Below are 23,088 nucleotides of genomic sequence, written 5' to 3'. Positions count from 1 at the left end.
TCGGAAGCCGTCAATAATGCGAAAGATTTTCATTTTGTGCAAAGCCAATGCGTGCACAGGCTCTCTCTTCCGTTTAGGTGCAGCCGGTAGAATGCTGGCGTTCTGACGGCCTTTGTCCCTGGAGATGCTATGAGCCTGAGCGCTGTGGTTGTGCTGGTTGTGCTGTTTCTCGTCGCCGCTTACGCGGTGATTCTCTACAACGGGCTGGTGCGTCTGAAGCATGGCGTCAGCAAGGCCTGGGCCAATATCGACGTGCTGCTGCGTCAGCGCCATGAAGAGTTGCCCAAGCTAGTGGAGACCTGCCGGCAGTACATGCAGCATGAACGCAATACGCTGGAGCAGGTGATCAGTGCGCGCAATGCCGTGTCCAGCGCGCGGGAGCAGGGCGATGTGAGTGCGCTTGGGCAAGCCGAAACCGGTCTGCGTGCCGGCCTCGGGCGGCTGTTCGCGCTGGCCGAGAACTACCCCGAGCTCAAGGCCAACGAGAGTTTCCGCCATCTGCAGCAGCGCATCAGCGGACTGGAAAGCGGAATCGCCGATCGCCGTGAGCTGTACAACGAGGCGGTCAACCTGAACAACGTGCGCATCGAGCAATTCCCCGATGTACTACTGGCGCGGACGTTCGGTTTCAAGGAGGCTGCCCTGCTGCAGTTCAGCGAGGCGGAGAAGGCCGACGTCGATCTCAAGGCGCTGTTCGGCTGAAATGCATCCGGGCCAGGTTTTCACACTCATTCTCGCCGCCGCGCTTTGCGTTGGCGGGGCGTGGATCTGCATCGGTCGCTGGTCGCGTGCCCGTCATTTGCTCGATACCCCGACTTCTCGCATTCGCTCGGCAGCCCAGGGGTATGTCGAGCTGGTTGGTGTGCTACGCGAGCTGATGGTGCCGCAACCGATGGCGCCGCTGACCGGCGAGCGCTGCCTGTGGTGGCGCTACCGTATCGAGGAGTACCGTTCCAACGGCAAGCGCAGCAGCTGGAGTGTGGTCGAACGCGGCGTCAGTGAAGCCTGGCTGCGTCTGGCCGATGCCACCGGCGAATGCCTGATCGACCCGCGTGGCGCGGAGGTCCATCCCGCCTTCCGCAAGGTCTGGACCGGCGATCTGCGCCACCCGCGCGGTGTCGCTCCGAATGGCTGGCTCGGCCTGTTCAGCATCGGCAAGCGCTATCGCTACACCGAGGAACGTCTGCACGAGGGTGAACCGCTTTACGCACTCGGTGATTTCCGCACGAGCGGCGGCGGGCGACAGGGCCTCGACCTGCAATCCGCCAAGCGCGACGTGATCCGTCAGTGGAAGGGGGATTTCGCCGGCCTGCTGCAGCGTTTCGACAGCAACGCCGACGGTCAGCTCGACGAGCAGGAGTGGAGTCGCGTACGCCTGGCGGCGCGCCTCGAGGCGGAAGATCGGCATCGCGAGAGCAGCGCCGCGCCGGCATTGCACCAGCTGGGGCAGCCAGGCGAGGCGCTGCCCTTCGTACTGTCCAGCCACGGCGAAGAAGTGCTCACGCAGCGCTTCTACTGGCAGGCCGCCGGTGGTGCACTAATGTGCCTGGCTGGCGCCGTCTGGCTGGCGTCGCAGTTGGGTGTGACGGCCTGGTAAACCGGCCGGCTCAGCGCTTGCGTTTTTCGGCGATCCAGATCGTATGCCGGGTGCCGCGGTTGCCGTGGGCGAACACCTGCACTTCTTCAGCCTTGAAGCCGGCCTTGGCGAGCTTGTCGGAAAAGGCGCGGTCGGCGCTGGCCGACCAGACCGCGAGGATCCCGGACGGGCGCAGCGCGCGGGCGCAGGCGTTGAGGCCGTCAGCCGAGTACAGCCAACTGTTGCTCTTCTGCGTCAGTCCCTCGGGACCGTTGTCGACGTCCAGCATGATCGCATCGAAGCCCTGGGCTTGTTTCCGCAGTAACTCGGCGACGTCCTGATTCAGCACCCGTGCGCGGGCATCGCGCAGCGGATTGCCGGACTTCTCACCGAGCGCACCGCGGTTCCACTCGATCACCCCTGGCACCAGTTCGGCGACCAGCACCTCGGCGTCCGGCCCGAGATGGCGCAACGCAGAAGCGAGGGTAAAACCCATCCCCAGCCCACCGATCAGCACGCGGGCCTGCGACCGTGCGGCGATCCGTTTGCAGGGAATCTCCGCCAGCGCGTCCTCTGAGCCATGGGTGCGGGTGTTCATCAGCTGATTGCCGTTTCCGCCCTGGATCTTGATGACGAAGTCATCGCCATATTCGAACAGGCACAAGGCGCCGCCAGTGGGAATGGCGGCGGTATCCAGGAGTACGAAGCGTTTCATCGGGGACTCGTTGTAGGCGCGGGCGATAAAAGGCTGGAAGTGTGGCCCATGTGCTCATGACTGGCCAGCGCCAGGGGGCAAGTGCGGGAGGCGATCGAGGCGGCGATGCGCGCCAGCCGCGCGCTGTCGGGCTAGCGCAGCTCGGAATTGACTGCCCGATCGAATGGCGTCGACTGGCGCAGCAGCAGGTCGAGATCGCGGGCGGGCAGCGGCTTGCTGTAATAGTAGCCCTGGCCTTCCTGGCAACCTTCGGCGATCAGATAGGCTTCCTGCTCCGGTGTTTCGACGCCCTCGGCGATCACCGTCATGCCGAGGCTTTTGCCCAGCTGGATGACCGCGCGCACGATGGTCGCGCCCTCGTCCTGGCCGATGTCCTGGACGAAGCTCTTGTCGATCTTGATCTTGTCCAGCGGCAGGCTCTTGAGATAACTCAGCGAGGAGTAACCGGTACCGAAATCGTCGATCGCGATCAGCGCGCCGGAGCGCCGCAGGCTGTGCAGGTTGTGCGCTGCCGCGTCGATGTCTTCTATCAGCCCCGTCTCGGTCACCTCCAGTTCGAGGGTTTCGGCCGGCAACTGGTGCTTCTGCAGCAGCTCGCCGATCATCTGCGGTAGCTGCGGGTGGCGCAGTTGTACGGTGGAAAGATTCACCGCAACGCGCAGACCGGTGTAGCCCTCGGCATGCCACTGCCGCAGCTGGCTGCAGGCCTGATCGAGCACCCATTTGCCGATCTCGATGATGCTGCCGTTCTGCTCCGCCAGCGGGATGAACAGATCCGGTGGGACCAGCTTGCCCTGGGGGTGTTTCCAGCGGATGAGTGCCTCGACGCCGGTGATGCGGTTCTGGCGGTAGTCGACCTGGGGCTGGTAGACCAGATGGAACTCGTTGCGCTTGAGCGCTTCGCTGAGGTCCTTTTCCAGCTCCCGACGGGCGCGCATCTCGCTGTCGATGCTGGCGACATAGAACTGGTAGCGGTTGCGCGAGCGGCTCTTTGCCAGCGTCATGGTCTGCTCGGCCTTTTGCAGCAGCTTCTCGGTATTGTCGCCATCTTCCGGGTACAGCGTGATGCCGATGGTGGCGCGCAACCGAATCGGGTCGCCGTCGAATTCGATGGGGTTTTCCAGATCGTCCAGCAGCGCCTGAGCGAGCTCGGCGGCCTCATAGGGCTGCTCGATGCCGCTGAGTACGAGGACGAACTGATCGCCGCCCAGTCGTGCCAGCGCACCGAGACGGCCAGCGGAGCCGCGCAGGCGGTCTGCCAGAGCCTTGAGCAGGCAGTCGCCGGCCTGATAGCTGTACTGCTCGTTTACACCCTTGAAGTCGTCAAGCCCCAGACAAAGCACTGCGACGCGCCGCTGCATGCGTCGAGCCTCGTCGAGAATGTGGTCGAGCTGACTTTGCAGCTGCTGCCGGTTCGGCAGACCGGTCAGGGAGTCGTACTGGGTCATGCGATACAGGCTGCTTTCAGCCTCCTGACGCAGGTGCATGTTGTGTTCGATGGAGGCGAGCAAGCCGTTGGCCGTTTCCACCCACAGGCCTAGCTCGTTGCGCTCATGCCCACGGATCATCGGCAACTTGTGCTCGCCGGGACGGTCGGGGTTGATCCGCGCCAGATGCTCGATGAGCTTGGTCAACGGACGGGTCAGCAGCCACTGGTAGATCAGGAAGAGCACGAAGCCCAGCGTCAGCGCACGCAGGATGCCGACGATGAAGATCACGATGGAGTCGTTGATGAATTCCTGGCCGTATTTGGCGGTGTCCAGGGTTATGCGCAGCTCGCCGTAATATTCGTTGTAAGGCGGTTTGCCGATCAGCGGAATCGAGAACTGTCGGTCGCGGTGGAGAATCGGATCGGTCAGCCAGCGTGTCGGTAGGTCGATAGGTGGTCTGATCTTCAGCGCCAGCATGCCTTCGTCCGGATGGCCGATGGATGCCATGCGAATCGATTCGTGCTGGAAGAGCCCCTCCATCACCTGGGCGCCCATCTCGCGGTCGAGGCTGTAGATCGCCTGAGTGGATGGGTCGCGGGTCATGCGCAGGATGCGTTGGGCATCGGCTTCGATCAACTGGCGTGTCTTGTAGGCACCGAAGATGATCTGTGCGCAGCTGAGCACCAGCCCTACCGCAAGCGCCGATAGCAGGACTACACGCAGGAGCTTACGCGACAGGCTATTGCGCATTTCCAGCTTCAAATGAAGGTCCTTTTCCGTGCCGACGCTCGGTTGCGGAAGTATTGTTAGTCATTCGGCAATCGTCAAAGGCAATTAAACCAGTAAGTCAGCAAGCTCCGACTGTGCCGGCAGTACGTCTTAGGATGCAAGCCCAAAGGCGTAATCCTAAGGAAACATTGCACGTCGATTACCGATACCGTAAGGCGACTTTTTTCCGGACTGCAAATGTATAGCGGCAGGCGACACCGAACCCTTAAATGAAAATGCCCGCAACAAGTGCGGGCATTTTCGTTAGCGCTGGGTGGCTCAGCCGGCGAAGTTCTTCGCGACGAAGTCCCAGTTGACCAGGTTCCAGAACGCTTCGACGAACTTCGGACGAGCGTTGCGGTAGTCGATGTAGTAGGCGTGTTCCCAGACGTCACAGGTCAGCAGTGGCTTGTCACCTGCAGTCATCGGGTTGCCGGCACCGATGGTGCTTGCCAGGCCGAGGCTGCCGTCCGACTTCTTCACCAGCCAGGCCCAGCCGGAGCCGAAGGTGCCGATGGCGGTCTTGGTGAACTCTTCCTTGAACTTGTCGAACGAGCCGAAGGATGCGTTGATGGCATCGGCCAGCGCGCCAGTCGGCTGACCACCGGCGTTTGGCGCCAGGCAGTTCCAGAAGAAGGTGTGGTTCCAGACCTGAGCGGCATTGTTGAATATGCCACCGGAAGAGGTCTTGATGATGCTTTCCAGATCCTTGCCTTCGAACTCGGTGCCCGGGATCAGGTTGTTCAGATTGGTCACGTAAGCAGCGTGGTGCTTGTCGTGGTGAAACTCGAGCGTCTCGGCGGACATGTGCGGCTCGAGAGCGTTCTTTTCGTACGGCAGCGGCGGCAATTCGAAAGCCATGATGTATCTCCTACTCAGGTGTCGAGGATTGATGCGGCCAGCTGGAAGGAGCGTGCGAGGCGTGCCGGCGATACCGGTGAGCAGGAGCGAATGTGCGTCCCACCCTGACCTCTGTCGTTCCCTTCGCTCGCTACATGCTTGCGCAATCTCTGGCCGTTCACGGTCGGCCGAACAGACAGACTGAAGCCTTCCGCTCCATGTCTGCGAGCCAGCGATCATAGCACCCGACCTGCGGCAAAACCACGCGGCAACTGTATGGAATATAGGTTCCAGAGGGGTTGGCGAGGCGAGGCAGCGGATGCAAACAACTGGCTGCGCCTTGCGTGGACCGCGCCGTCGGGCTGGGCGTTCCTTGCGACCTGCAAAAATGGCGCGGCCGGTCGCGCGCCAGGGCGTCAGCTGGCGAATGCGAGCTGTGCGGCAATCGCGAACATCATGGCAGCGACGCCGAGGTCGATCAGACGCCAGGTCAGCGGGCGGGCCAGCCAGGGCGCAAGCCAGGCGCCACCGAGCGCCAGGGTCATGAACCACAGTGTCGATGCACTGGCAGCGCCCAGTGTGTAGGCGCCTGGCTCGGGCTGCTGTGCGCCGAGTGAGCCGATCAGTACCACTGTATCGAGATAGACGTGCGGATTGAGCAACGTCACCGCCAGCGCGGCCAACAGCACCGCACGCAGCGGTCGCGGCTGCGCATCAGCGCTGCGCAGGCTCTGTGGCTTGAACGCGCGACGCAGCGCCAGGGTACCGTACCAGAGCAGGAAGGCGACGCCGCCCCAGCGGGTGATCTCCAGCAGTAGCGGGTTGTCCGCCAGCACCGCTGCCAGTCCGAATACACCGACGCTGACCAACAGTACGTCACAGACGATGCACAGCGCCGCCACCGGCAGATGGTGCTCCCGGCGCAGGCTTTGCGCGAGCACGAACGCATTCTGCGCGCCGATCGCCATGATCAGCCCCGCCGCGACCAGAAGGCCGTTGATATAGCTTTGCCAGATTGCATTCATGCCGCACGCCTCGTCTGATTTACTGGTGAGTCTGGGCAGCGGGGCGTTATAAGAGAAACAAATTCTCTTCAGGGTGCATTAGGAATACTGATGTTCGATTACAAATTACTCGCGGCGCTTGCGGCGGTTGTCGAGCAGGCGGGTTTCGAACGAGCCGCGCAGGCGTTGGGGCTTTCGCAATCGGCCATATCCCAGCGGATCAAATTACTCGAGGCGCGCGTCGGTCAGCCGGTGCTGCTGCGCGATACGCCGCCCCGGCCGACCGAGCTGGGTCAACGATTGCTCAACCATGTGCAGCAGGTGCGCTTGCTCGAGCGAGACCTGCAAGGGCAGGTCCCGGCGCTGGACGAAAATCGCCTGCCCGAGCGATTGCGTATTGCCCTGAATGCCGACAGCCTGGCGACCTGGTGGGCCGGCGCGGTGGCGTCGTTCTGCGCCGAGCATCGGGTGCTGCTCGATCATGTGGTGGAAGACCAGGCGGTCGGGCTCAAGCGCATGCGCGCTGGCGAGGTCGCAGCCTGCGTGTGCGCGGCGGAACGGCCGCTGGCAGGCGCGCGCAGTCAGTTTCTTGGTGCGATGCGCTATCGCGCGCTGGCCAGTCCGGTCTTTGTCAGTCGGCATTTCCAGCGACCGGCAGCCGCTGCGGATCTGGCTCGGGTGCCTGCCGTGGTCTTCGGCCCGGATGACCAGCTGCAACACCGCTACATGGCAGCAGTCGGCGGGGGAGAGGCGTTCGTCCATCACCTCTGCCCGTCGTCCGAAGGTTTCGTACGCCTGCTGCAGAGCGGGCTTGGCTGGGGGTTGGTGCCGGAGTTACAGGTGCGCGGCGAACTTGCGCGCGGGGAATTGGTCGATGTGCTGTCCGGACCGCCGATCGACGTGCCTTTGTATTGGCATCACTGGCGTAATGGCGGGCAATTGCTCGACGAGCTGACCCGGCATCTGGTGCGTTGCGCCAGCGACTGGTTACTGGTTGATTGAGCGCTCAGGCGAGTACGCGCTGGCCTCGGTAAATGCGTACCGTGGCGCCGCTGCTGGCCGCCCGTGGTGGAGGTGGTGCCGGCAACCGATCACTGAACACGGCGAGCTGGCGTCCGAGTTCGCGGGTCAGCTCATCGTTGGAGTTCATGCACCCGGCAAGCATTGCCGTAACCGCATCCGGTTGGTCGAGATGGATGTCGAGTTGCTGCTCATCGCGAAGTCTGCGTCGCAGGCTGCGCATGCAGTCGATAACCGCCTTGTTCAGCTCCATGCTGTGTTCCTCGTGAATTGCCCTAAGGCCCAACATCCCTGTCGGAAGTGTCTATCCGCTGGCAAGTGAGACAGAGCAAGTGGCGTACCAATTTCCGGCGTTGCTGCGCGGTTTTTGCATCTGGCAGGCGAAGCGCCCGGCTGGCGAGGCCTGCAGACTGCCCGTAGGCGATGGTCACCGCTGTGGTGCCTGTTCGCGGGGCTGCCGAGTGCGCCATTCGATGCACCGTGATGCGTATCACAAGCGGCGCACTGCTCTACCACGGTGCATCTGCTCCACCGGCGCGCCGTCACTGATGGGCACGCCCTGAATCGTTATACTGCGCGCTGTATTTCGCACCGCGCCATTGAAGGTACCCCATGCGCAACGATGCTCACGACGAACTGGACAACATTCCCAGCCTGACCGCAGGCCGTGACCGCGTGGAGCCCTATCCGGCGCCGGATCTCGAGCCGATCCGCAGAACCGCCGATGAGCCTGTGGATGACGGGCGCTCCCGCCAGAAACGTCGCCCTGCAAGCACTGCTGGCAAGGTGAGCACGGCGCCGCTGTGGGTCATGGTGCTGGCCTTGCTCCTCAGCCTTGGTGCTCTCGGCTGGTGGAGTTATCAGAAGATCGCCATGCTGGAAATGCAGCTGGTCGCCACCCAGGAAAGCTTCGCGCGTATCAGTGAGGATGCCGCGGGACGACTGCAGGACATCAGCGGGAAAGTCGTTGCGACCGAGTCCAATGTGACTACGGAAAGCGAGGCGGTGAAACTGCGCATCAAGCAGCTTGAGCAACAGGCCATCGATCTTGACCGCAAGCAGCAGGCCTTTGCTACCGAACAGCAGAGCCTGACTGGCAAACAGGGCAATCAGGATCGGCGCATGGACGAGCAGGGCAAGCGCCTCGAGCAGCTGGGTGCCGACCTGCAGGCTCAGCAGGGGAGTACTGCGACACTGGCAGAGAGCGTCAAGGCGTTGGGCAGCGAGCAGGCTTCACTCAAAACGACCCTAGACGAGCAGGGCAAGCTGGCCGGACGGGTCGACAGCCTGAGCAAGGACATCGCGGCGCTGAAGCAGGGCGGTAACCAGAGTCAGGCGATCAGCCGGCTGGAGCAGGACATCCTGGTGCTGCGCAGCGAGCTGGACAATCGGCCGGCGCCCGCGCCAAACGCGATCAACACCGCCGAGTTCGACTCCTTCCGGGCTCAGGTCACCCGCACCATCAATTCCATGCAGGGGCAGATCGCCAATCTGCAAGGTCAGCTCGACGGACGTTAACCGCGTAAGAGCCGCCGCGCGTATTCGCGACGGCGGCCTTTGCGTCCTTCGAGCTTTACAGGTCCCAGGCCAGTGACAACCCCACTCCGTGGTCGCGGTTATCGTTGCCGCGGTAATGGTAGTTGGCGCGCAGCGCCAGACCGGGCGTCAGGCGGTGCGTCAGGCCTACGCTGAAGCGCGTCTGGTCGCCGGTCGGTACCGCGCCCGGCAGCTCGAAGCTGTTGCCCGACACACTGTTCAGCGACATGCGCAGGTCACGCCGATCCTCGTCCTCGCGCTCCACCTCCCGCGCCACCTCGCCGAATAGCCGCGTGCGTTCGCTCAGCGCATAGTCGCCGAACAGGCCGAGTGAGAGGCGCAGCGAATCCAGTTCCTGATCGTCATAGCTCAATGCAGTGGAGCGCTCGCCCTGCTCGCTGTAACCGTCGACTTCGACCTTCTGATAGCTGGCACCGACGAATGGGCCGAACTGGAGTTGATCGCCTGGCTGCATCAGGTTGAAGCCAGCCTTCGCCGCCGCGCCCCATAGCGTGCCTTCGGTGTCACCCTTTTCCGTGCGCTCGCTGATGCCAAGGGCGAACGTACGCTTGAGGTCGTGGTAGTCCAGATACCCGGCGCTGAGGCTGAAGTCGGCGAACAGACGCTGGTGTTCGTAACGGGCGAAGGCCGTGGCCAGGTAGCTGCGCATGTCGTACTCGGAGTCGTTTCTGCCCAGTTCCAGCGAGTTTTCCGCCAGGCCCAGGCTGACGCCGGCCAGCCACGTCTCACTCAAACGCTGGGTAACACCAAGCGACAGGCTCAGGCCGCTACCGTCACCGCCACCGTAACCGTCGTACTCAGGCCGGTTGTAACCACCCTGGACGAAGGTGCGCCAGGCGCCGACCGCCTGCCAGTCGCCGCGCCGCGCAGACAGTTCGTTGTCCAGTTGCTGCAGGTGAGCGCGCAGTGCCGAGCGGCCCATTTCCGGTAGCAGGGATACTTCCCAGGGCGCGGAAATGATCGAGTACAGGTAGTCGGCGCTGATCTGATGAACAGCGGTGGTTGGATGGACGGCGTCGTTGAACAGCAGGCGGTTAGGATCAGGTGCTGTGCCGCCGAGGCTGTAGGTCGGGTCCGGCAGGCAAGGCGACGTTGACGATGACGGGTCGAAGCATACTGCCGTCTGCGCCACGTTCGGGTCGAAGCCAAAGGCGGCCAGGTCTGCACGTACCTCGGCCAGCAATAGCCGGTTGTTGACCAGCACATAGTTGCCACCCTGGGCTTGCAGCTGTTCTGCCAGCGCCGCGTTGAACTGGTCGCTTAGAAAGTTGAGTGTGGCAGCTCCGCCCGGACCAGCGGTGGCACCTAGTGGCGTGATGCCGACGTCCGGCAGATCGGAGACGATGATGTAGCGCGCGCCCGCGGCCTGTAGTGCAGCGACGCCAGCCACCAGATTACCGGCGGCGTCAGCCATCGTGACCGGGTTGGTGCCGAGCTGGAAGATGTCGTTACCGCCGCCGTTCAGGTAGTAGAGAGCATTGCTGTCGACGCGCGGGTTCTCGACCAGATAGCCGGGCCGGGTCCGGGTAGAGCCGCCCGCGGAAACGGTCGAGTCGAGGGTGATCGAATCGAGAATCTGGTCGGTGCGGTAACCGCCGACGGCATAGTTGGTGCCGTCCGGATTGCCTGTGAGGACTGCCGGTAACAGCGGCGTGGAGGGTAACGATTGAAGGCCCAGCATGCTCGCCAGGCGTTGCGTACCGACCTCGCCAATATATTCGCCGGCGCCGTAAGTGGGGCCGGTTCGGTTGGTGAAGCGCAAGCCTCCGGTAGGGTTGCCCCCGAGGGTCGGGCTTTGCAGGTCGGGAAAGTGCCAGCATCGCTCAGCGAGTCGCCGAACACGACGAACTGACTGAACGGGCCGTCATTGGCGATGGCCGCGTCTGTCGCGCAGGTGAGTAGAACGGCTGCCGCAAGCGGTTTGAGGGCGCTCTGCACGGGTAACTCCTTATTGTTCTTTTTGTCTGGATGCATCGCTCGCACATGCGCGGGCGATCCGCTCACGCTAGTGGGAGCCGGCAGCGGGCATAAGCGCCCGAAAGGGCGATTTTCCCGAACGGGCAGATCGTTCTTAGGAGGTACTCAAAGCGTGAATTCATTGTCCTGGCTCAAAGGTTGTAGGTGGCCAACTGATACCATTCGCCGCGCTTGCGCTTCTGTGGACGTCCGTTGCACCGCCGAACGGTGATCTGCTTTAAGACGGATATTGAAAAGCAGCGAGCGGCAACCGGAGCCGCCCGCTGTGTAAAGAACCTTCCCTGCCTGGGAGCACAATAATAAATGCCATCGATTCTCGACCTGCTGCGCAGTCGCCTGAGCTCGTTGCTACCCAGCGAACTCAAGCCCAACGAGCTTCGTCATCTGCTGAGCCCGCGACGCCATCCGCTGCTGCTCTGCCAGCGCCGCGCGACCCTGATCGTCAACCGCGTTCGCCTGTTCGCCTTTCTGTTCGCAGTGCTGACCCCGCTGTGGAGCCTGATCGATCTGATGGTGTTCGAGCCCAGGCTGTGGGCGGCGCTGGCCGGTTTTCGGATGATGGCGTGCCTGGCGTTCACCTGCCTGCTGCTGTTCTACCGTCCGAGCGGCAATCTGCTGGACGCCTATCGAGCGATCGCGATCCTGTTCGCCATCCCGACCATCTTCTACATCGCCTCGCATACCTTGCTCGGCAGCTATCAGCTGGCGCAGTTTTCCGCGGTGGTCGGCGCCGGCTACGCCTTTCTGCCGTTCGTACTGATGGCCGGGCTGACCATTTTTCCGCTGACCCTGGTGGAGAATCTCGTGCTCTCCAGCCTGCTGCTGCTGGCGCAGGCACTGGCTGGCTATCTCAGCTGGGCGACGCTGAACTGGCCGTCGTTCGCCGGTGCCTTCTGGCTGTTGATCCTGATCGCCGGCGTCGCCAGCCTGGCCAGCATGAGCCAGCTGGCGTTCATGTTCGCGTTGGTGCGCCAGGCCATCCGCGACCCGCTCACCGGGGTTTTCTCCCGCGGCAGCGGCGAGGAAATTCTTCGGCTGCAGTGGGACAGCGCACAGCGCAAGGATGGTCCGCTGGCGCTGGCATTCATCGACCTCGACCACTTCAAGTCGATCAACGACAACCATGGCCATGAGTCCGGCGATCAGGTCCTGCGCGAGGCGGCCAGGCGTCTGGTGGCGACGCTGCGAGGCTCGGACAGCCTGCTGCGCTGGGGCGGCGAAGAGTTCCTGCTGATCATGCCGGAGACCGACATGCAGCAGGCGCACATGGCGCTTGAGCGCATCGTTGGCCAGGGGCTCGGCGTGCGGCCGGACGGTGCACCGCTGACGGCGAGCATCGGGCTGGCCGAACGCCGTTGCGATCGGATCGCAGACTGCCGGGACCTGCTGGAGCTGGCGGATAAGCGCATGTATTACGCCAAGATGAGCGGGCGTAATCGCCTCTGCGCCACGGATCCGGAGGCTGTGCAACCGCCGCAGGCATTCGTCATGCGCGACTAGTCGCGCGTCGCTCCGTCAGCCATTGCCCAGGCCGAAGACGTACCGCATGTAGCTGACGAACGCCTCGTCGCGGCACATGGTCTTGCCCGGCGAGTCGGAGATCTTCGCCACCGGCTGACCATTGCAGGCGGTCATCTTGATGACCATGTTGGTCGGCTCCACGCCTGGAATGTCGCAGGTGAGTCCGGTGCCGATGCCAAAGCTGGGGTTGCTGCGCCCGATGAGCGCGCGGTGGATTTCCAGTGCTCTGGCCAGGTCGAGGCCATCGGAAAAGATCAGCTGGCGGGTTTTCGGATCGATACCCAGGCGCTGGTAATGCGCGATGGCTTTCTCCGCCCACAGTAGAGGGTCGCCCGAGTCATGGCGCAGGCCGTCGAACAGCTTGGCGAAGTAGAGATCGAAGTCGCGCAGGAAGGCATCCATGGTGATGCAGTCGGTCAGCGCGATGCCCAGCGCCCCACGATATTCGCGAACCCAGCAGTCCAGCGCCGCGACCTGGCTGTCGATGAGTCGCGGGCCGAGCTGCTGGTGCGCCATGATCCACTCGTGGGCCATGGTGCCCATCGGCTTCACATTCCGTGTGCGAGCCAGATGCACGTTGCTGGTGCCAGCGAAACAACCGGGAAAATCGCATTGCAGTCGGTCCACCACCATCGCCTGTACGGCAAAGGAGAAGCGACGGCGTGTGCCGAAATCAGCCAGGGTAAAGCTGGCCAGTTCGTCACGGCTGGCCTGGCTGCGTAGCCAGTTCAGCTTCTCATCCAGCCGGTCGCGCGCCTGGGCCAGCGTCACCGTGGGATAGCGCGCGCGGTTGCGCACCTCGCTGACGATGGCCAGCAGCGGCACTTCGAACAGGATCACGTGGAGCCAGGGGCCGCGCAGGTGCATCACCAGCTCGCCGTCCTCGATGTTCACCTGCAGATAACGCAGGTCGAAACGGAACAAGCCGAGGAAACGGATGAAGTCGGGTTGCATGTAGGGGATGCGCTCGAGGTAGGCCAGCTCCTCGGTCGTCATCTGCAGCTCGGCAAGCGCCTCGATCTGCTGGCGGATCTCGTCGAGGTAGGGGGTCAGGTCTTCACCGGAGCGGCTGCGGAATGCCCACTCCACCTCCGCATTCGGATAGTGATGCAGCACCGCCTGCATCATGGTGAGCTTGTAGAAATCGGTATCCAGCAGGCTCTGGACGATTCGTTCGGAAAAGGCGCTGCTGTTCATCGACCGCTCCAGCTTGAAATGCCTGTCGATGATATCGACAAACGGCGAGGGATGCTGGTCATCGTTATAAGTGAGGGAAATCAAATAACGGCAGATATCAGCTTCCGCCGGCTGTCGCTTTGCGCAAACGGCTTATAAAAGCGGTGCTGCCCGTTATATATCGATCAGATAGCGATATAGCATTATTTTTGCGATTGTTCTTCAGCGCATTCGCTTAAAAGGATTGAATTAAATAAATGAAGAAGGGCAGGGCCGTTATGGCGCCTGCCCTTCTTCATGTCGTCAGCTTTTAGCTGCTGCGGCCACCGCCGTGGCTGTTCTGGCCACCCTTGCGGCCGGCCTCGGAAGCCTTCTCGCGGTCGTTGGCGAAGTTTCCGCCGCTGTTGTGACCACCCTTGCGGCCGGCCTCGGAAGCTTTCTCTCGATCATTGGCGAAGTTGCCAGGATTACTATTTGCCATGTGTTTTTCTCCTCAATTGGATAGACACTTTCACAAACGGCTGAAAGAGAGAGATCAATCAGCCTCACTGTGTCAGAGGGAAGTACAAGGCTAGAGTTTCGGTGAGTTAGAAAGTGTAGACGAATGGTTTTCCCCATGTTGCGTATGACTATGGCGGACTGAAATTACAGGCGAAGCGGTAAAGCTGCAGAAATGAATTGCGAGTATCCGAGAACGGGCTTATCCAGCCGCGCTTCAAGCCGCGAGTTTTGTCTTGCGCTCGGCCAGAAGGCGCATCACGTAGCCGATCTTCAGCGCCGTGGGGCCGAGGATGACCAGCGCATGGGCAGCGATGATGCTGCCCATCGCCAGATGTCGTTCGAACAGATAGGCGCCGCTGATGCCCAGCAGCAGAAGCAGTACGCCTGCGACCATCAGTGCATTAGCGGCGCTCATCAGACGTTGCGGGGAAGCGCGGTGATAAAGCATGACCGAATCTCCTTAAAGGAGAGGCTCGCGCCGGGCGAGCCTCCAGATGGGTCAATCGAGTGCTGAAGCGGGGCCGAAGAACTCGTAGCGGGTTTGCTGCTCCGGTACGCCAAGCGATTTCAGCTGACGGCGAACTGCGGCCATGAAGGGTTTGGGCCCAAGGAAATAGGCATCCACGTTGCGGTCTTCCGGTAGCCATTCGCCAAGCTGTTGCTCGGTCAGGCGGCCGACGGCATCCGGCGCGGCATCGGCGCCGTCGTGATGCTCATAGCAGTAGAAACGCTTGAGCTGTACATGACGCTCGGCCAACGCGTCCACGCTGCGGCGGAACGCGTGCACGCCGGCATTGCGCGCGCAGTGGATGAAGTGCACCGGTCGTGCGCTGGCCAGAGCCTGTTCCAGCATCGCCAGGGTAGGCGTGATACCGACGCCGCCGCTGATCAGCACCAGGGGCTTGTCGCCCGGTTCGAGGGTGAACTCGCCAGCCGGCGCGAACAGCTCCAGCACGGCACCTTCGGGCATGGCATGCAGCGCGTTCGAGGCGACGCCGCCGGGCTCGCGCTTGACGCTGATGCGGTATTCGCTGCCATTGCTGGCGGCGGACAGCGAGTAGTTGCGGCGCACCTCCTGGCCGTCGACCTCCAGGCGCAGGCCGATGTACTGGCCGGGCAGAAAGTCCATCAACGCGCCGCCATCTTCCGGCTGCAGGTGAAAGGAGGTGATCTCTGCGCTTTCGACGGTCTTGCGCGCAATGCGAAAACGCCGCGCCCCCCGCCAGCCACCATCCGCGTCGGCCTTGATCTGGTAGAGATTCTCCTCCTGACCGATAAGGATGTTGGCGAGTTGCTGGTAGGCGGCGCCCCAGGCGTCGATCACGGCGTCGGTAGCGATCTCGTCGCCGAGCACTTCGCGGATCGCCCGCAGCAGGCAGGAGCCAACCAGCGGGTAATGCTCGGGCAGCACCTGCAGCGCGACATGCTTATTGATGATCTGAGCGACCAGCGGACCGAGGGCGTCGAGCCGGTCGATGTGTTTGGCATACATCAGCACGCCGTTGGCCAGTGCACGCGGCTGTTCACCGCTGGCCTGGTGGGCCTGATTGAACAGCGGGCGCACTTCGGGATGTTCACTGAGCAGCAGGTTGTAGAAATGGGTGGTCAAGGCCTCGCCGCCGCTTTCCAGCAGCGGCACGGTGGCTTTGATAAGGGCAGTCTGTTCAGCGCAAAGCATTGCTAACTCCTCTGATGGGAAAGTCGTCCTGTATTCGCGGGGCGAACACGAAACGTTCTGCCATAGAGGCTTTCAACAATCGTTCCAGGTCGAAAATTGACTTGAATCAAGGTTTGCAGGGTGTGCGAGGTAAAAAGAACCTCGGCTTTACATGGTGATATGGACCTTAAAGGGTCTAAATTACCTTGGTGGTGACGATCGAACCTCGCCCGCTGGCAGCTTTCTTACCAGGGGCAATCCGCGATATTTCATTCAACAGCAGGAGAGAAGGCCATGGAGATCTACCACATCACCCACGAAGATGACCGCTGGGTGCTACGCGAAGAAGGCGATCAGCGCGCGTTGCTCGAAGCCGGGAATCGACAGGACATTCTCGATGAGACGCGCGACTACATGAAGCTGCGTACTGCGCTGGTGAACGTCCACGGCGGCGACGGCAGCATCGAGGAGGAGCATCGCTACCCTCAGGAGCAGAATCCGCTGGAGACCAGGGGCTGACCGCTTGGCCATTGTGCGCTGGGTGGGCTGCAACCTAGTCGAGGACTTCGATACGTAGCGTGTTGGTGGTGCCAGGTTGGCCGAGCGGCACGCCAGCGGTGATCAGCACCGTGTCACCACTGCCGGCCATGCCTTGGGCGCGCGCCAGCTCGAGGGCGTGGCTGCTGACCTGCTCCATATCGCGCATCGGTGCATCCACCACCGAATACACGCCCCAGGCCACCGTGAGCTTGCGCGCGGTGGCGGTGCTCGGCGTCAGGCTTAGGATCGGCGTGGCCGGGCGCTCGCGCGAGGCTCGTAGGCTGGAGCGGCCTGATTCGGTGTAATTGACCAGCACGGCAGTCGGCAGGATGCCACTGATGCGGCGGATCGCGCAGCTGATGGCATCCGGCAGCGTTGCCTCGGCATTCGGTCGGTGCACATCGAGCTGGGCCTGGAAATCCGGGCCGCCTTCGACCTGGCGGATGATCTTGCTCATCATGCTCACCGCTTCCAGCGGGTAGTCGCCTGAAGCGGTTTCCGCCGACAGCATCACCGCGTCTGCACCCTCGGCGACCGCGTTGGCCACGTCGGTGACCTCGGCGCGGGTCGGCGCCGGGGCGAAGCGCATGGATTCGAGCATCTGCGTCGCCACCACCACCGGGCGGCCGAGCTGGCGGCAGATGCGCACGATGTTCTTCTGAATGCGTGGCACATTCTCCGGAGGCACCTCCACGCCGAGGTCGCCACGCGCGACCATGATCGCGTCGGACAGCCGCGCGATCTCGCGCAGGTGCTGCACCGCCGAAGGTTTCTCGATCTTCGCCATGAGGAAGGCGCGCTCACCGATCAGCTTGCGCGCTTCGTGGATGTCCTGTGGGCGCTGGACGAAGGACAGGGCCACCCAATCCACGCCCAGTTCAAGGCCGAAAGCCAGGTCGCGGCGATCCTTCTCCGTGAGCGGGCTAAGCTCCAGCACTGCTTCCGGCACGTTGACGCCCTTGCGGTCGGACAGCTCGCCGCCGGCGACCACGCGGGTGTCGATGGCATCGCTGTGGCGCGCGGTGACCGTCAGACGCAGGCGGCCATCGTCGATCAGCAGCTGCATGCCCGGCTCCAGCGCGGCGATGATCTCCGGATGCGGCAGATTCACGCGGCGGCTGTCGCCCGGTGTCGGGTCCAGATCCAGGCGAAAGGCCTGGTCGCGCTCCAGGCGGACCTTGCCTTCGGCAAAGCGGCCGACCCTGAGTTTGGGCCCCTGCAGGTCCATGAGGATGCCGATCGGCTGGTTCAGCTCGCGTTCGACCTGGCGAATCCAGGCGAAGCGCTCGGCGTGGTCGGCGTGCTCGCCATGGCTGAAGTTCAGGCGGAACAGGTTGACCCCTGCCGCGACCAGCGCCCGTACATCATCGATGCTGCGGGTGGTGGGGCCGAGGGTGGCAAGTATCTTGACCTTCTTGTCGGGTTTCATGGCGGGCTCGCTGGCAGGTGAGCGTCCTCGGTCTAGGTCGAGGGCGGCAGAATCAGGATGGCGCGGAAATCGTTGACGTTGGTACGCGTCGGGCCTGTAACGATCAGGCTGTCCAGCGCGGCGAAGTAGCCATAGCCGTCGTTGTTGGCCAGCGCATCGGCGGCACGCCGGCCCTGTGCTTCGGCGCGGGCGAAGCTGTCTGGGGTCATCAGTGCGCCGGCGTTGTCCTCGGAACCGTCGATGCCATCGGTGTCGCCGGCCAGCGCGTAGACGCCGGGCAGGCCTTGCAGGCTTTCGGTGAGGGCAAGCAGGAATTCGGCGTTGCGTCCGCCACGGCCGTTGCCGCGCAAGGTCACCGTGGTCTCGCCGCCGGAGAGGAGCACGCAGGGCGCGGCGATCGGCTGGCCGTGCAGCACCACCTGGCGGGCAATGCCGGCATGCACCTTGGCCACCTGACGCGCTTCGCCTTCCAGGTCGCCGAGGATCAGCGGGGTGATACCGGCGGAACGGGCCACCTCGGCAGCGGCGTCGAGCGACTGCTGCGGCGTGGCGATGAGCTGAAAGTGGCTGCGCGAGAGCATCGGGTCGCCCGGCTTGAGGGTTTCCGAGCGCGGGTCTTCGAGCCAGGCGCGCACGTTGGCCGGCACCTCGATGTGGTAGCGCTCGAGGATCTCCAGTGCCTGCGCCGATGTGGTCGGATCGGCGACGGTCGGGCCGGAGGCGATCACCGTGGCTTCGTCGCCGGGCACGTCGGAAATCGCATAGGTGTATACGCTCGCCGGCCAGCAGGCCCTGGCCAGGCGGCCGCCCTTGATCGCCGAGAGATGCTTGCGCACGCAGTTCATCTCGCCGATGTGCGCGCCGGAACGCAGCAGCGCCTTGTTGATCGCCTGTTTGTCGGCCAGAGAGATGCCCTCGGCTGGCAGTGCCAACAGCGAGGAACCGCCGCCGGAAAGCAGGAAGATCACCCGGTCGCTTTCCTCGAGGTTGCTGACCAGCTCCAGTACGCGGCGTGCGACGCGCTCGCCGGCATCGTCCGGCACCGGGTGCGCTGCCTCCACCACCTCGATGCGGCGGCAGTCGGCGTGATGTTCATAGCGGGTCACCACCAGGCCGGACAGCTCGCCTTCCCAGACCTGCTCAATGGCTTCGGCCATGGCCGCAGCCGCCTTGCCGGCGCCGATGACGATGGCTCGGCCGCTGCGGTCTTCAGGCAGATGGTCGGCGAGCACGTGGCGCGGATGGGCGGCCTCGATGGCGCTATCGAACAGCTGGCGCAGCAGGGCTTGGGGATCGATGGGCATCTCTGGCTCCTTGGGTCTTTTTGCAGAGGCCGATTGCAGACCTTAGGGCTCGGCAATGCAAGCGCTAAGGGTTGAAATCGACCCGCCCGGCAGTCGGGCCGTGACTCCTTGTGCCGGGCGAATCGAAAAGGTGCCGTCCGCAGACGGCGGTTGGTGTGCAGGCGCGCGGGGCCCTGGTCGTGGGGGAGACGCGATGATTCCGACCTCGCGTATCTGCACACCAACCCTTTGAGCATCACTGGTGCCGAGCGTTGCGCTGATCCCACCACCTGGTCTGTCTGTCCCTGAAGGTGGGGCGCAGGCCCGACTCAGTGCGCTCGAAGGCTTTACTCCTTGCGGATCGAGAAATTGGCCATGTGCTCCAGGCCCTTGATCAGTGCCGAGTGGTCCCAGCCGCTGCCGCCGATGGCTGCGCAGGTGCTGAACACCTGCTGGGCGTTGGCGGTGTTGGGCAGGTTGAGGCCCAGCTCGCGGGCGCCGGCCAGGGCGAGATTGAGGTCCTTCTGGTGCAGGCTGATGCGGAAGCCCGGATCGAAGGTGCCCTTGATCATGCGCTCGCCGTGCACTTCGAGGATCTTCGAACCGGCGAAGCCACCCATCAGTGCCTCGCGCACCTTGGCCGGGTCGGCGCCGTTCTTCGCGGCGAACAGCAGGGCCTCAGCGACCGCCTGGATGTTCAGCGCGACGATGATCTGGTTGGCCACCTTGGCGGTCTGGCCGTCGCCGTTTTCGCCGACGCGGGTGATGTTTTTGCCCATCGCCTGGAACAGCGGCAGGGCGCGCTCGAAGGCCGCTTCGCTGCCGCCGACCATGATCGACAGGCTGCCGGCCTTGGCGCCGACTTCACCACCGGATACCGGCGCGTCGAGGTACTCGGCGCCGCTCGCCTTGATCTTCTCAGCGAACTGCTTGGTGGCGCTGGGGGAGATCGAACTCATGTCGATCACCACCTTGCCCGGGCCGACACCGGCGGCGACGCCCTGGTCGCGGAACAGCACGTCCTCGACCTGCGGCGTATCCGGCACCATGACGATGATGAACTCGGCTTCCTGCGCGACTTCCCGCGGCGTGGCCAGGGCGATGGCGCCGGCCTGCACCAGGTCGGCGGGTGCCTTGTCATGATGTTCGGAAAGGAACAGTTGGTGGCCTGCGTTCTGCAGGTTGCTTGCCATGGGTTTGCCCATGATTCCGGTGCCGATAAATCCGATCTTAGCCATGAGTAATCTCCTTCAATTCGATTCAGTTCGGGTCAGATGGGGTTGTGGCTTTTCAGCCAGCCAAGGCCTGCTTCGGTGGTGGTGGCCGGCTTGTACTCGCAGCCGACCCAGCCCTGGTAGCCGATGCGATCCAGATGCTCGAAGAGGAAGCGATAGTTGATCTCGCCGGTGCCCGGCTCGTTGCGGCCAGGGTTGTCCGCCAGCTGGATATGGTTGATGGCCGTCAGGTTGTTCTCGATGGTGCGCGCCAGGTCTCCCTCCATGATCTGCATGTGGTAGATGTCGTACTGCAGGAACAGGTTGGCGTGACCGACCTTGCCGCGGATCTCCTGCGCCTGGGAGGTGTTGTTGAGGAAAAAGCGCGGGATGTCGCGAGTGTTGATCATCTCTATCACCAGGCGAATGCCGGCTTCCTCGAGCTTCTGCGCGGCGTAGCGCAGGTTTTCGATAAAGGTGATTTCCAGCTGGCCGAGGTCGGCGCCACGCGGGGCAATGCCGGCCAGGCAGTTGACCTGGGTGTTGCCCAGCACCTTGGCGTAGGCGATGGCCTTGTCCACGCCGGCGCGGAATTCCTTGACCCGCTCCGGCAGGATGGCGATACCGCGCTCGCCATCAGTCCAGTCGCCGGCCGGCAGGTTGAACAGCACCTGGGTCAGCTGGTTGGCGTCCAGCCGGGCCTTGATCTCCTCGGCCGGGTAGTCGTAGGGGAACAGGTATTCGACGCCGGTAAAGCCGGCTTCGGCAGCGGCGGCAAAGCGGTCAAGGAAATCGACCTCGGTGAACAGCATGGACAGATTGGCGGCAAAGCGGGGCATGGTTCTCTCTCCTGATCTGTAGGGATCAAATTCGGTTCTGCATTGCGGTGGTGTGGTGACCACCCTGGGTATTTCGTTGCGGTGGATATGCTTCGCGATATCCACCCTACGGTTGCTTCGGTGCCCGTCGCTGATAACTGCGGCGGCCGGTAGGACGGGTGGCCGCCCCGTGGAAGAGCGCGAAGCGTCTTCCACGCGGTTGTGGTTACGGGCGAATCAGTCCAACAGCCCGACCGCCGTCGGCGCATCTTCCCGGCCTTCGGCCAGCGCCTCGAACTCGTTGATGGCATCGATCTCGGTGCCCATGGCGATGTTGGTCACCCGCTCGAGGATCACCTCGATCACCACCGGCACCTGATGCTCGGCCATCCAGGCCTGGGCCTGTTCGATGGCCGGGCGCAGGTCTTCCTGCTTGAACACGCGCAGTGCTTTGCAGCCCAGCCCCTCGACCACCGCGACGTGATCGACGCCGTAGCCTTCCATGCCGCTCTGGTCGGCATTGATGTTCTCGAAACCGAGCTGCACGCAGTAATCCATCTCGAAACCGCGCTGCGACTGGCGGATCAGCCCGAGGTAGGCGTTGTTCACCAGGATGTGGATGTAGGGCAGCTTGAACTGCGCGCCCACGGCCAGTTCCTCGATCATGAACTGGAAGTCATAGTCACCCGAAAGCGCCACTACTTTGCGCGCCGGGTCCGCGGCAACCACGCCGAGCGCTGCCGGAATGGTCCAGCCGAGCGGGCCGGCCTGGCCGCAATTGATCCAGTGGCGCGGCTGGTAAACGTGCAGGAACTGCGCGGCGGCGATCTGCGACAGGCCGATGGTGCTGACGTAGCAGGTGTCCTTGCCGAATGCGTTGTTCATGCACTGGTACACGCGCTGCGGCTTCATCGGCACGCTGTCGAAGTTGGTCTTGCGCAACATTGTGCGTTTGCGTTCCAGGCAGTCGGCGGCCCAGGCGCGGCGATCCGGCAGACGACCTTCGGCCTTGCGCTGCCTCGCAACCTCGACAAACAACTCGAGCGCGGCACGGGCGTCGGAGACGATTCCGTAGTCCGGCGCGAATACCCGGCCGATCTGGGTCGGCTCGATGTCGACGTGAACGAAGGTGCGGCCCTTGGTATAGGTCTCCACCGAGCCGGTGTGGCGGTTGGCCCAGCGGTTGCCGATGCCGAGTACGAAGTCGGATTCCAGCATGGTCGCGTTGCCGTAGCGGTGGCTGGTCTGCAGTCCGCACATGCCAGCCATCAGCGGATGGTCGTCGGGGATCGAGCCCCAGCCCATCAGGGTCGGGATCACCGGCACGCCCACGGTCTCGGCGAACTCCACCAGCAAGGCCTCGGCCGCGGCGTTGTAGATGCCTCCACCGGCGACGATCAGCGGGCGCTCGGCGGAGCAGAGCATGTCGATGGCCTTCTCGATCTGCTTGCGGGTCGCCGCCGGCTTGTACACGGCGAGCGGCTCGTAGGTGTCGATGTCGAATTCGATCTCGCCCATCTGCACATCGAACGGCAGGTCGATCAGCACCGGTCCGGGACGCCCCGAGCGCATCACATGGAAGGCCTGCTGGAACACGCGCGGCACCAGCGCCGGTTCGCGAACGGTAACCGCCCATTTGGTCACCGGCTTGGCAATGGATTCGATATCGACGGCCTGGAAATCTTCCTTGTGCAGCTTGGCACGCGGCGCCTGACCGGTGATGCAGAGGATCGGGATTGAGTCGGCCGAGGCGGAATACAGGCCGGTGATCATGTCGGTGCCGGCCGGGCCAGAGGTGCCGATGCACACGCCGATGTTGCCCGGCTTGGCACGGGTATAGCCCTCTGCCATGTGCGAGGCACCCTCTACGTGGCGGGCGAGGATGTGGCGGATGCTGCCGTCGGCCCGCAGGGCGGAATACAGCGGGTTGATCGCGGCACCGGGGATGCCGAAGGCGGTGTCGATGCCTTCCTTGCGCAATACCGCGACGGCGGCGTCGATTGCTCTCATGCGGGCCATGGATCACACCTCTTATTCGATAGTTTTTCTACGTGGCTCAAGC

20 protein-coding genes and 1 pseudogene are annotated in these 23,088 nt (G+C 63.3%); 6 read left to right on the top strand and 15 right to left on the bottom strand.

Translation table 11 applies throughout. From position 1 onward, the window contains the following. The first annotated feature begins 129 nt into the window (after positions 1–129). Together BM275_RS15675 and BM275_RS15670 are read left to right on the top strand one after the other, a co-directional pair. The gene (locus BM275_RS15675) at positions 130–702 is read left to right on the top strand and encodes a LemA family protein (protein ID WP_090522235.1); all 573 of its coding nucleotides are present in this window, start codon (positions 130–132) and stop codon (positions 700–702) included. A 1-nt stretch (position 703) separates the two neighbouring features. Beyond that, positions 704–1,597 (top strand): GIDE domain-containing protein, encoded by an 894-nt coding sequence (locus BM275_RS15670; protein ID WP_014819383.1) that lies wholly within the window; start codon positions 704–706, stop codon positions 1,595–1,597. Positions 1,598–1,607: 10 nt separating this feature from the next. Here BM275_RS15670 and BM275_RS15665 read toward each other — a convergent pair whose 3' ends face one another. From BM275_RS15665 to BM275_RS15650, 4 genes are all read right to left on the bottom strand, one after another. Further along, on the bottom strand, positions 1,608–2,291 hold the full coding sequence (locus tag BM275_RS15665) for a spermidine synthase (RefSeq protein ID WP_090522233.1): 684 nt from the start codon (positions 2,289–2,291) through the stop codon (positions 1,608–1,610). Positions 2,292–2,422: 131 nt separating this feature from the next. Continuing rightward, positions 2,423–4,483, bottom strand: coding sequence for a putative bifunctional diguanylate cyclase/phosphodiesterase (locus BM275_RS15660; RefSeq protein ID WP_090522231.1), 2,061 nt, complete (start codon positions 4,481–4,483; stop codon positions 2,423–2,425). A 285-nt stretch (positions 4,484–4,768) separates the two neighbouring features. Continuing rightward, positions 4,769–5,350 (bottom strand): superoxide dismutase, encoded by a 582-nt coding sequence (locus tag BM275_RS15655; RefSeq protein ID WP_003294652.1) that lies wholly within the window; start codon positions 5,348–5,350, stop codon positions 4,769–4,771. 395 nt (positions 5,351–5,745) lie between these two features. Next, the gene (locus BM275_RS15650; RefSeq protein ID WP_090522230.1) at positions 5,746–6,354 is read right to left on the bottom strand and encodes a LysE/ArgO family amino acid transporter; all 609 of its coding nucleotides are present in this window, start codon (positions 6,352–6,354) and stop codon (positions 5,746–5,748) included. 90 nt (positions 6,355–6,444) lie between these two features. On the opposite strand from BM275_RS15650, the gene BM275_RS15645 reads away from it, so the two are divergent. Then, positions 6,445–7,335: a LysR family transcriptional regulator ArgP gene (locus tag BM275_RS15645; RefSeq protein ID WP_014819388.1), complete on the top strand. Its 891-nt coding sequence runs from the start codon at positions 6,445–6,447 to the stop codon at positions 7,333–7,335. A 4-nt stretch (positions 7,336–7,339) separates the two neighbouring features. Here BM275_RS15645 and BM275_RS15640 read toward each other — a convergent pair whose 3' ends face one another. Then, positions 7,340–7,606, bottom strand: coding sequence for a hypothetical protein (locus BM275_RS15640; RefSeq protein WP_041013134.1), 267 nt, complete (start codon positions 7,604–7,606; stop codon positions 7,340–7,342). Positions 7,607–7,965: 359 nt separating this feature from the next. Here BM275_RS15640 and BM275_RS15635 point away from each other — a divergent pair, with 359 nt between their 5' ends. Then, positions 7,966–8,871, top strand: a complete 906-nt coding sequence (locus tag BM275_RS15635) for a hypothetical protein (RefSeq protein ID WP_023444114.1) — start codon at positions 7,966–7,968, stop codon at positions 8,869–8,871. Between the two features lie 55 nt (positions 8,872–8,926). Here BM275_RS15635 and BM275_RS15630 read toward each other — a convergent pair. Continuing rightward, positions 8,927–10,848: pseudogene (locus BM275_RS15630) on the bottom strand (autotransporter domain-containing protein). A gap of 342 nt (positions 10,849–11,190) precedes the next feature. Here BM275_RS15630 and BM275_RS15625 point away from each other — a divergent pair. Further along, positions 11,191–12,387 (top strand): GGDEF domain-containing protein, encoded by a 1,197-nt coding sequence (locus BM275_RS15625; protein WP_090522228.1) that lies wholly within the window; start codon positions 11,191–11,193, stop codon positions 12,385–12,387. Positions 12,388–12,402: 15 nt separating this feature from the next. Here BM275_RS15625 and pncB read toward each other — a convergent pair whose 3' ends face one another. The 4 genes from pncB to hmpA form a co-directional block, all read right to left on the bottom strand. After that, the gene (pncB, locus tag BM275_RS15620; protein ID WP_090522226.1) at positions 12,403–13,605 is read right to left on the bottom strand and encodes a nicotinate phosphoribosyltransferase; all 1,203 of its coding nucleotides are present in this window, start codon (positions 13,603–13,605) and stop codon (positions 12,403–12,405) included. Positions 13,606–13,894: 289 nt separating this feature from the next. Then, positions 13,895–14,065 carry a con-10 family general stress protein gene (locus BM275_RS15615; protein ID WP_003299895.1) on the bottom strand — a complete coding sequence of 57 codons (171 nt, stop codon included), beginning with the start codon at positions 14,063–14,065 and terminating at the stop codon, positions 13,895–13,897. Positions 14,066–14,299: 234 nt separating this feature from the next. After that, positions 14,300–14,533 carry a hypothetical protein gene (locus tag BM275_RS15610; RefSeq protein ID WP_090522224.1) on the bottom strand — a complete coding sequence of 78 codons (234 nt, stop codon included), beginning with the start codon at positions 14,531–14,533 and terminating at the stop codon, positions 14,300–14,302. A gap of 51 nt (positions 14,534–14,584) precedes the next feature. Then, a complete protein-coding gene (gene hmpA, locus BM275_RS15605) occupies positions 14,585–15,763 on the bottom strand; it encodes an NO-inducible flavohemoprotein (RefSeq protein ID WP_090522222.1) in 1,179 nt (392 codons plus the stop codon). A 273-nt stretch (positions 15,764–16,036) separates the two neighbouring features. Here hmpA and BM275_RS15600 point away from each other — a divergent pair, with 273 nt between their 5' ends. Continuing rightward, positions 16,037–16,261 carry a DUF2188 domain-containing protein gene (locus BM275_RS15600; RefSeq protein WP_090522220.1) on the top strand — a complete coding sequence of 75 codons (225 nt, stop codon included), beginning with the start codon at positions 16,037–16,039 and terminating at the stop codon, positions 16,259–16,261. Positions 16,262–16,295: 34 nt separating this feature from the next. On the opposite strand, the gene pyk is transcribed toward BM275_RS15600, so the two are convergent. The 5 genes from pyk to gcl all read right to left on the bottom strand — a co-directional run bounded on the left by pyk (position 16,296) and on the right by gcl (position 23,045). Beyond that, complete coding sequence (pyk, locus tag BM275_RS15595; protein ID WP_090522218.1) at positions 16,296–17,711, bottom strand: pyruvate kinase; 1,416 nt, start codon at positions 17,709–17,711, stop codon at positions 16,296–16,298. 32 nt (positions 17,712–17,743) lie between these two features. Further along, the gene (locus BM275_RS15590) at positions 17,744–19,015 is read right to left on the bottom strand and encodes a glycerate kinase type-2 family protein (protein ID WP_090522214.1); all 1,272 of its coding nucleotides are present in this window, start codon (positions 19,013–19,015) and stop codon (positions 17,744–17,746) included. 326 nt (positions 19,016–19,341) lie between these two features. Beyond that, the gene (locus BM275_RS15585; protein WP_090522212.1) at positions 19,342–20,232 is read right to left on the bottom strand and encodes a 2-hydroxy-3-oxopropionate reductase; all 891 of its coding nucleotides are present in this window, start codon (positions 20,230–20,232) and stop codon (positions 19,342–19,344) included. Between the two features lie 32 nt (positions 20,233–20,264). Further along, positions 20,265–21,047, bottom strand: coding sequence for a hydroxypyruvate isomerase (hyi, locus tag BM275_RS15580; RefSeq protein WP_090522210.1), 783 nt, complete (start codon positions 21,045–21,047; stop codon positions 20,265–20,267). A gap of 216 nt (positions 21,048–21,263) precedes the next feature. Beyond that, complete coding sequence (gcl, locus tag BM275_RS15575) at positions 21,264–23,045, bottom strand: glyoxylate carboligase (RefSeq protein WP_090522207.1); 1,782 nt, start codon at positions 23,043–23,045, stop codon at positions 21,264–21,266. Positions 23,046–23,088 lie beyond the last annotated feature (43 nt).

The organism is Stutzerimonas kunmingensis, assembly GCF_900114065.1.
Taxonomy (GTDB): Bacteria; Pseudomonadota; Gammaproteobacteria; order Pseudomonadales; family Pseudomonadaceae; genus Stutzerimonas; species Stutzerimonas kunmingensis.
This window is presented reverse-complemented; position numbering and strand designations above follow the sequence as displayed.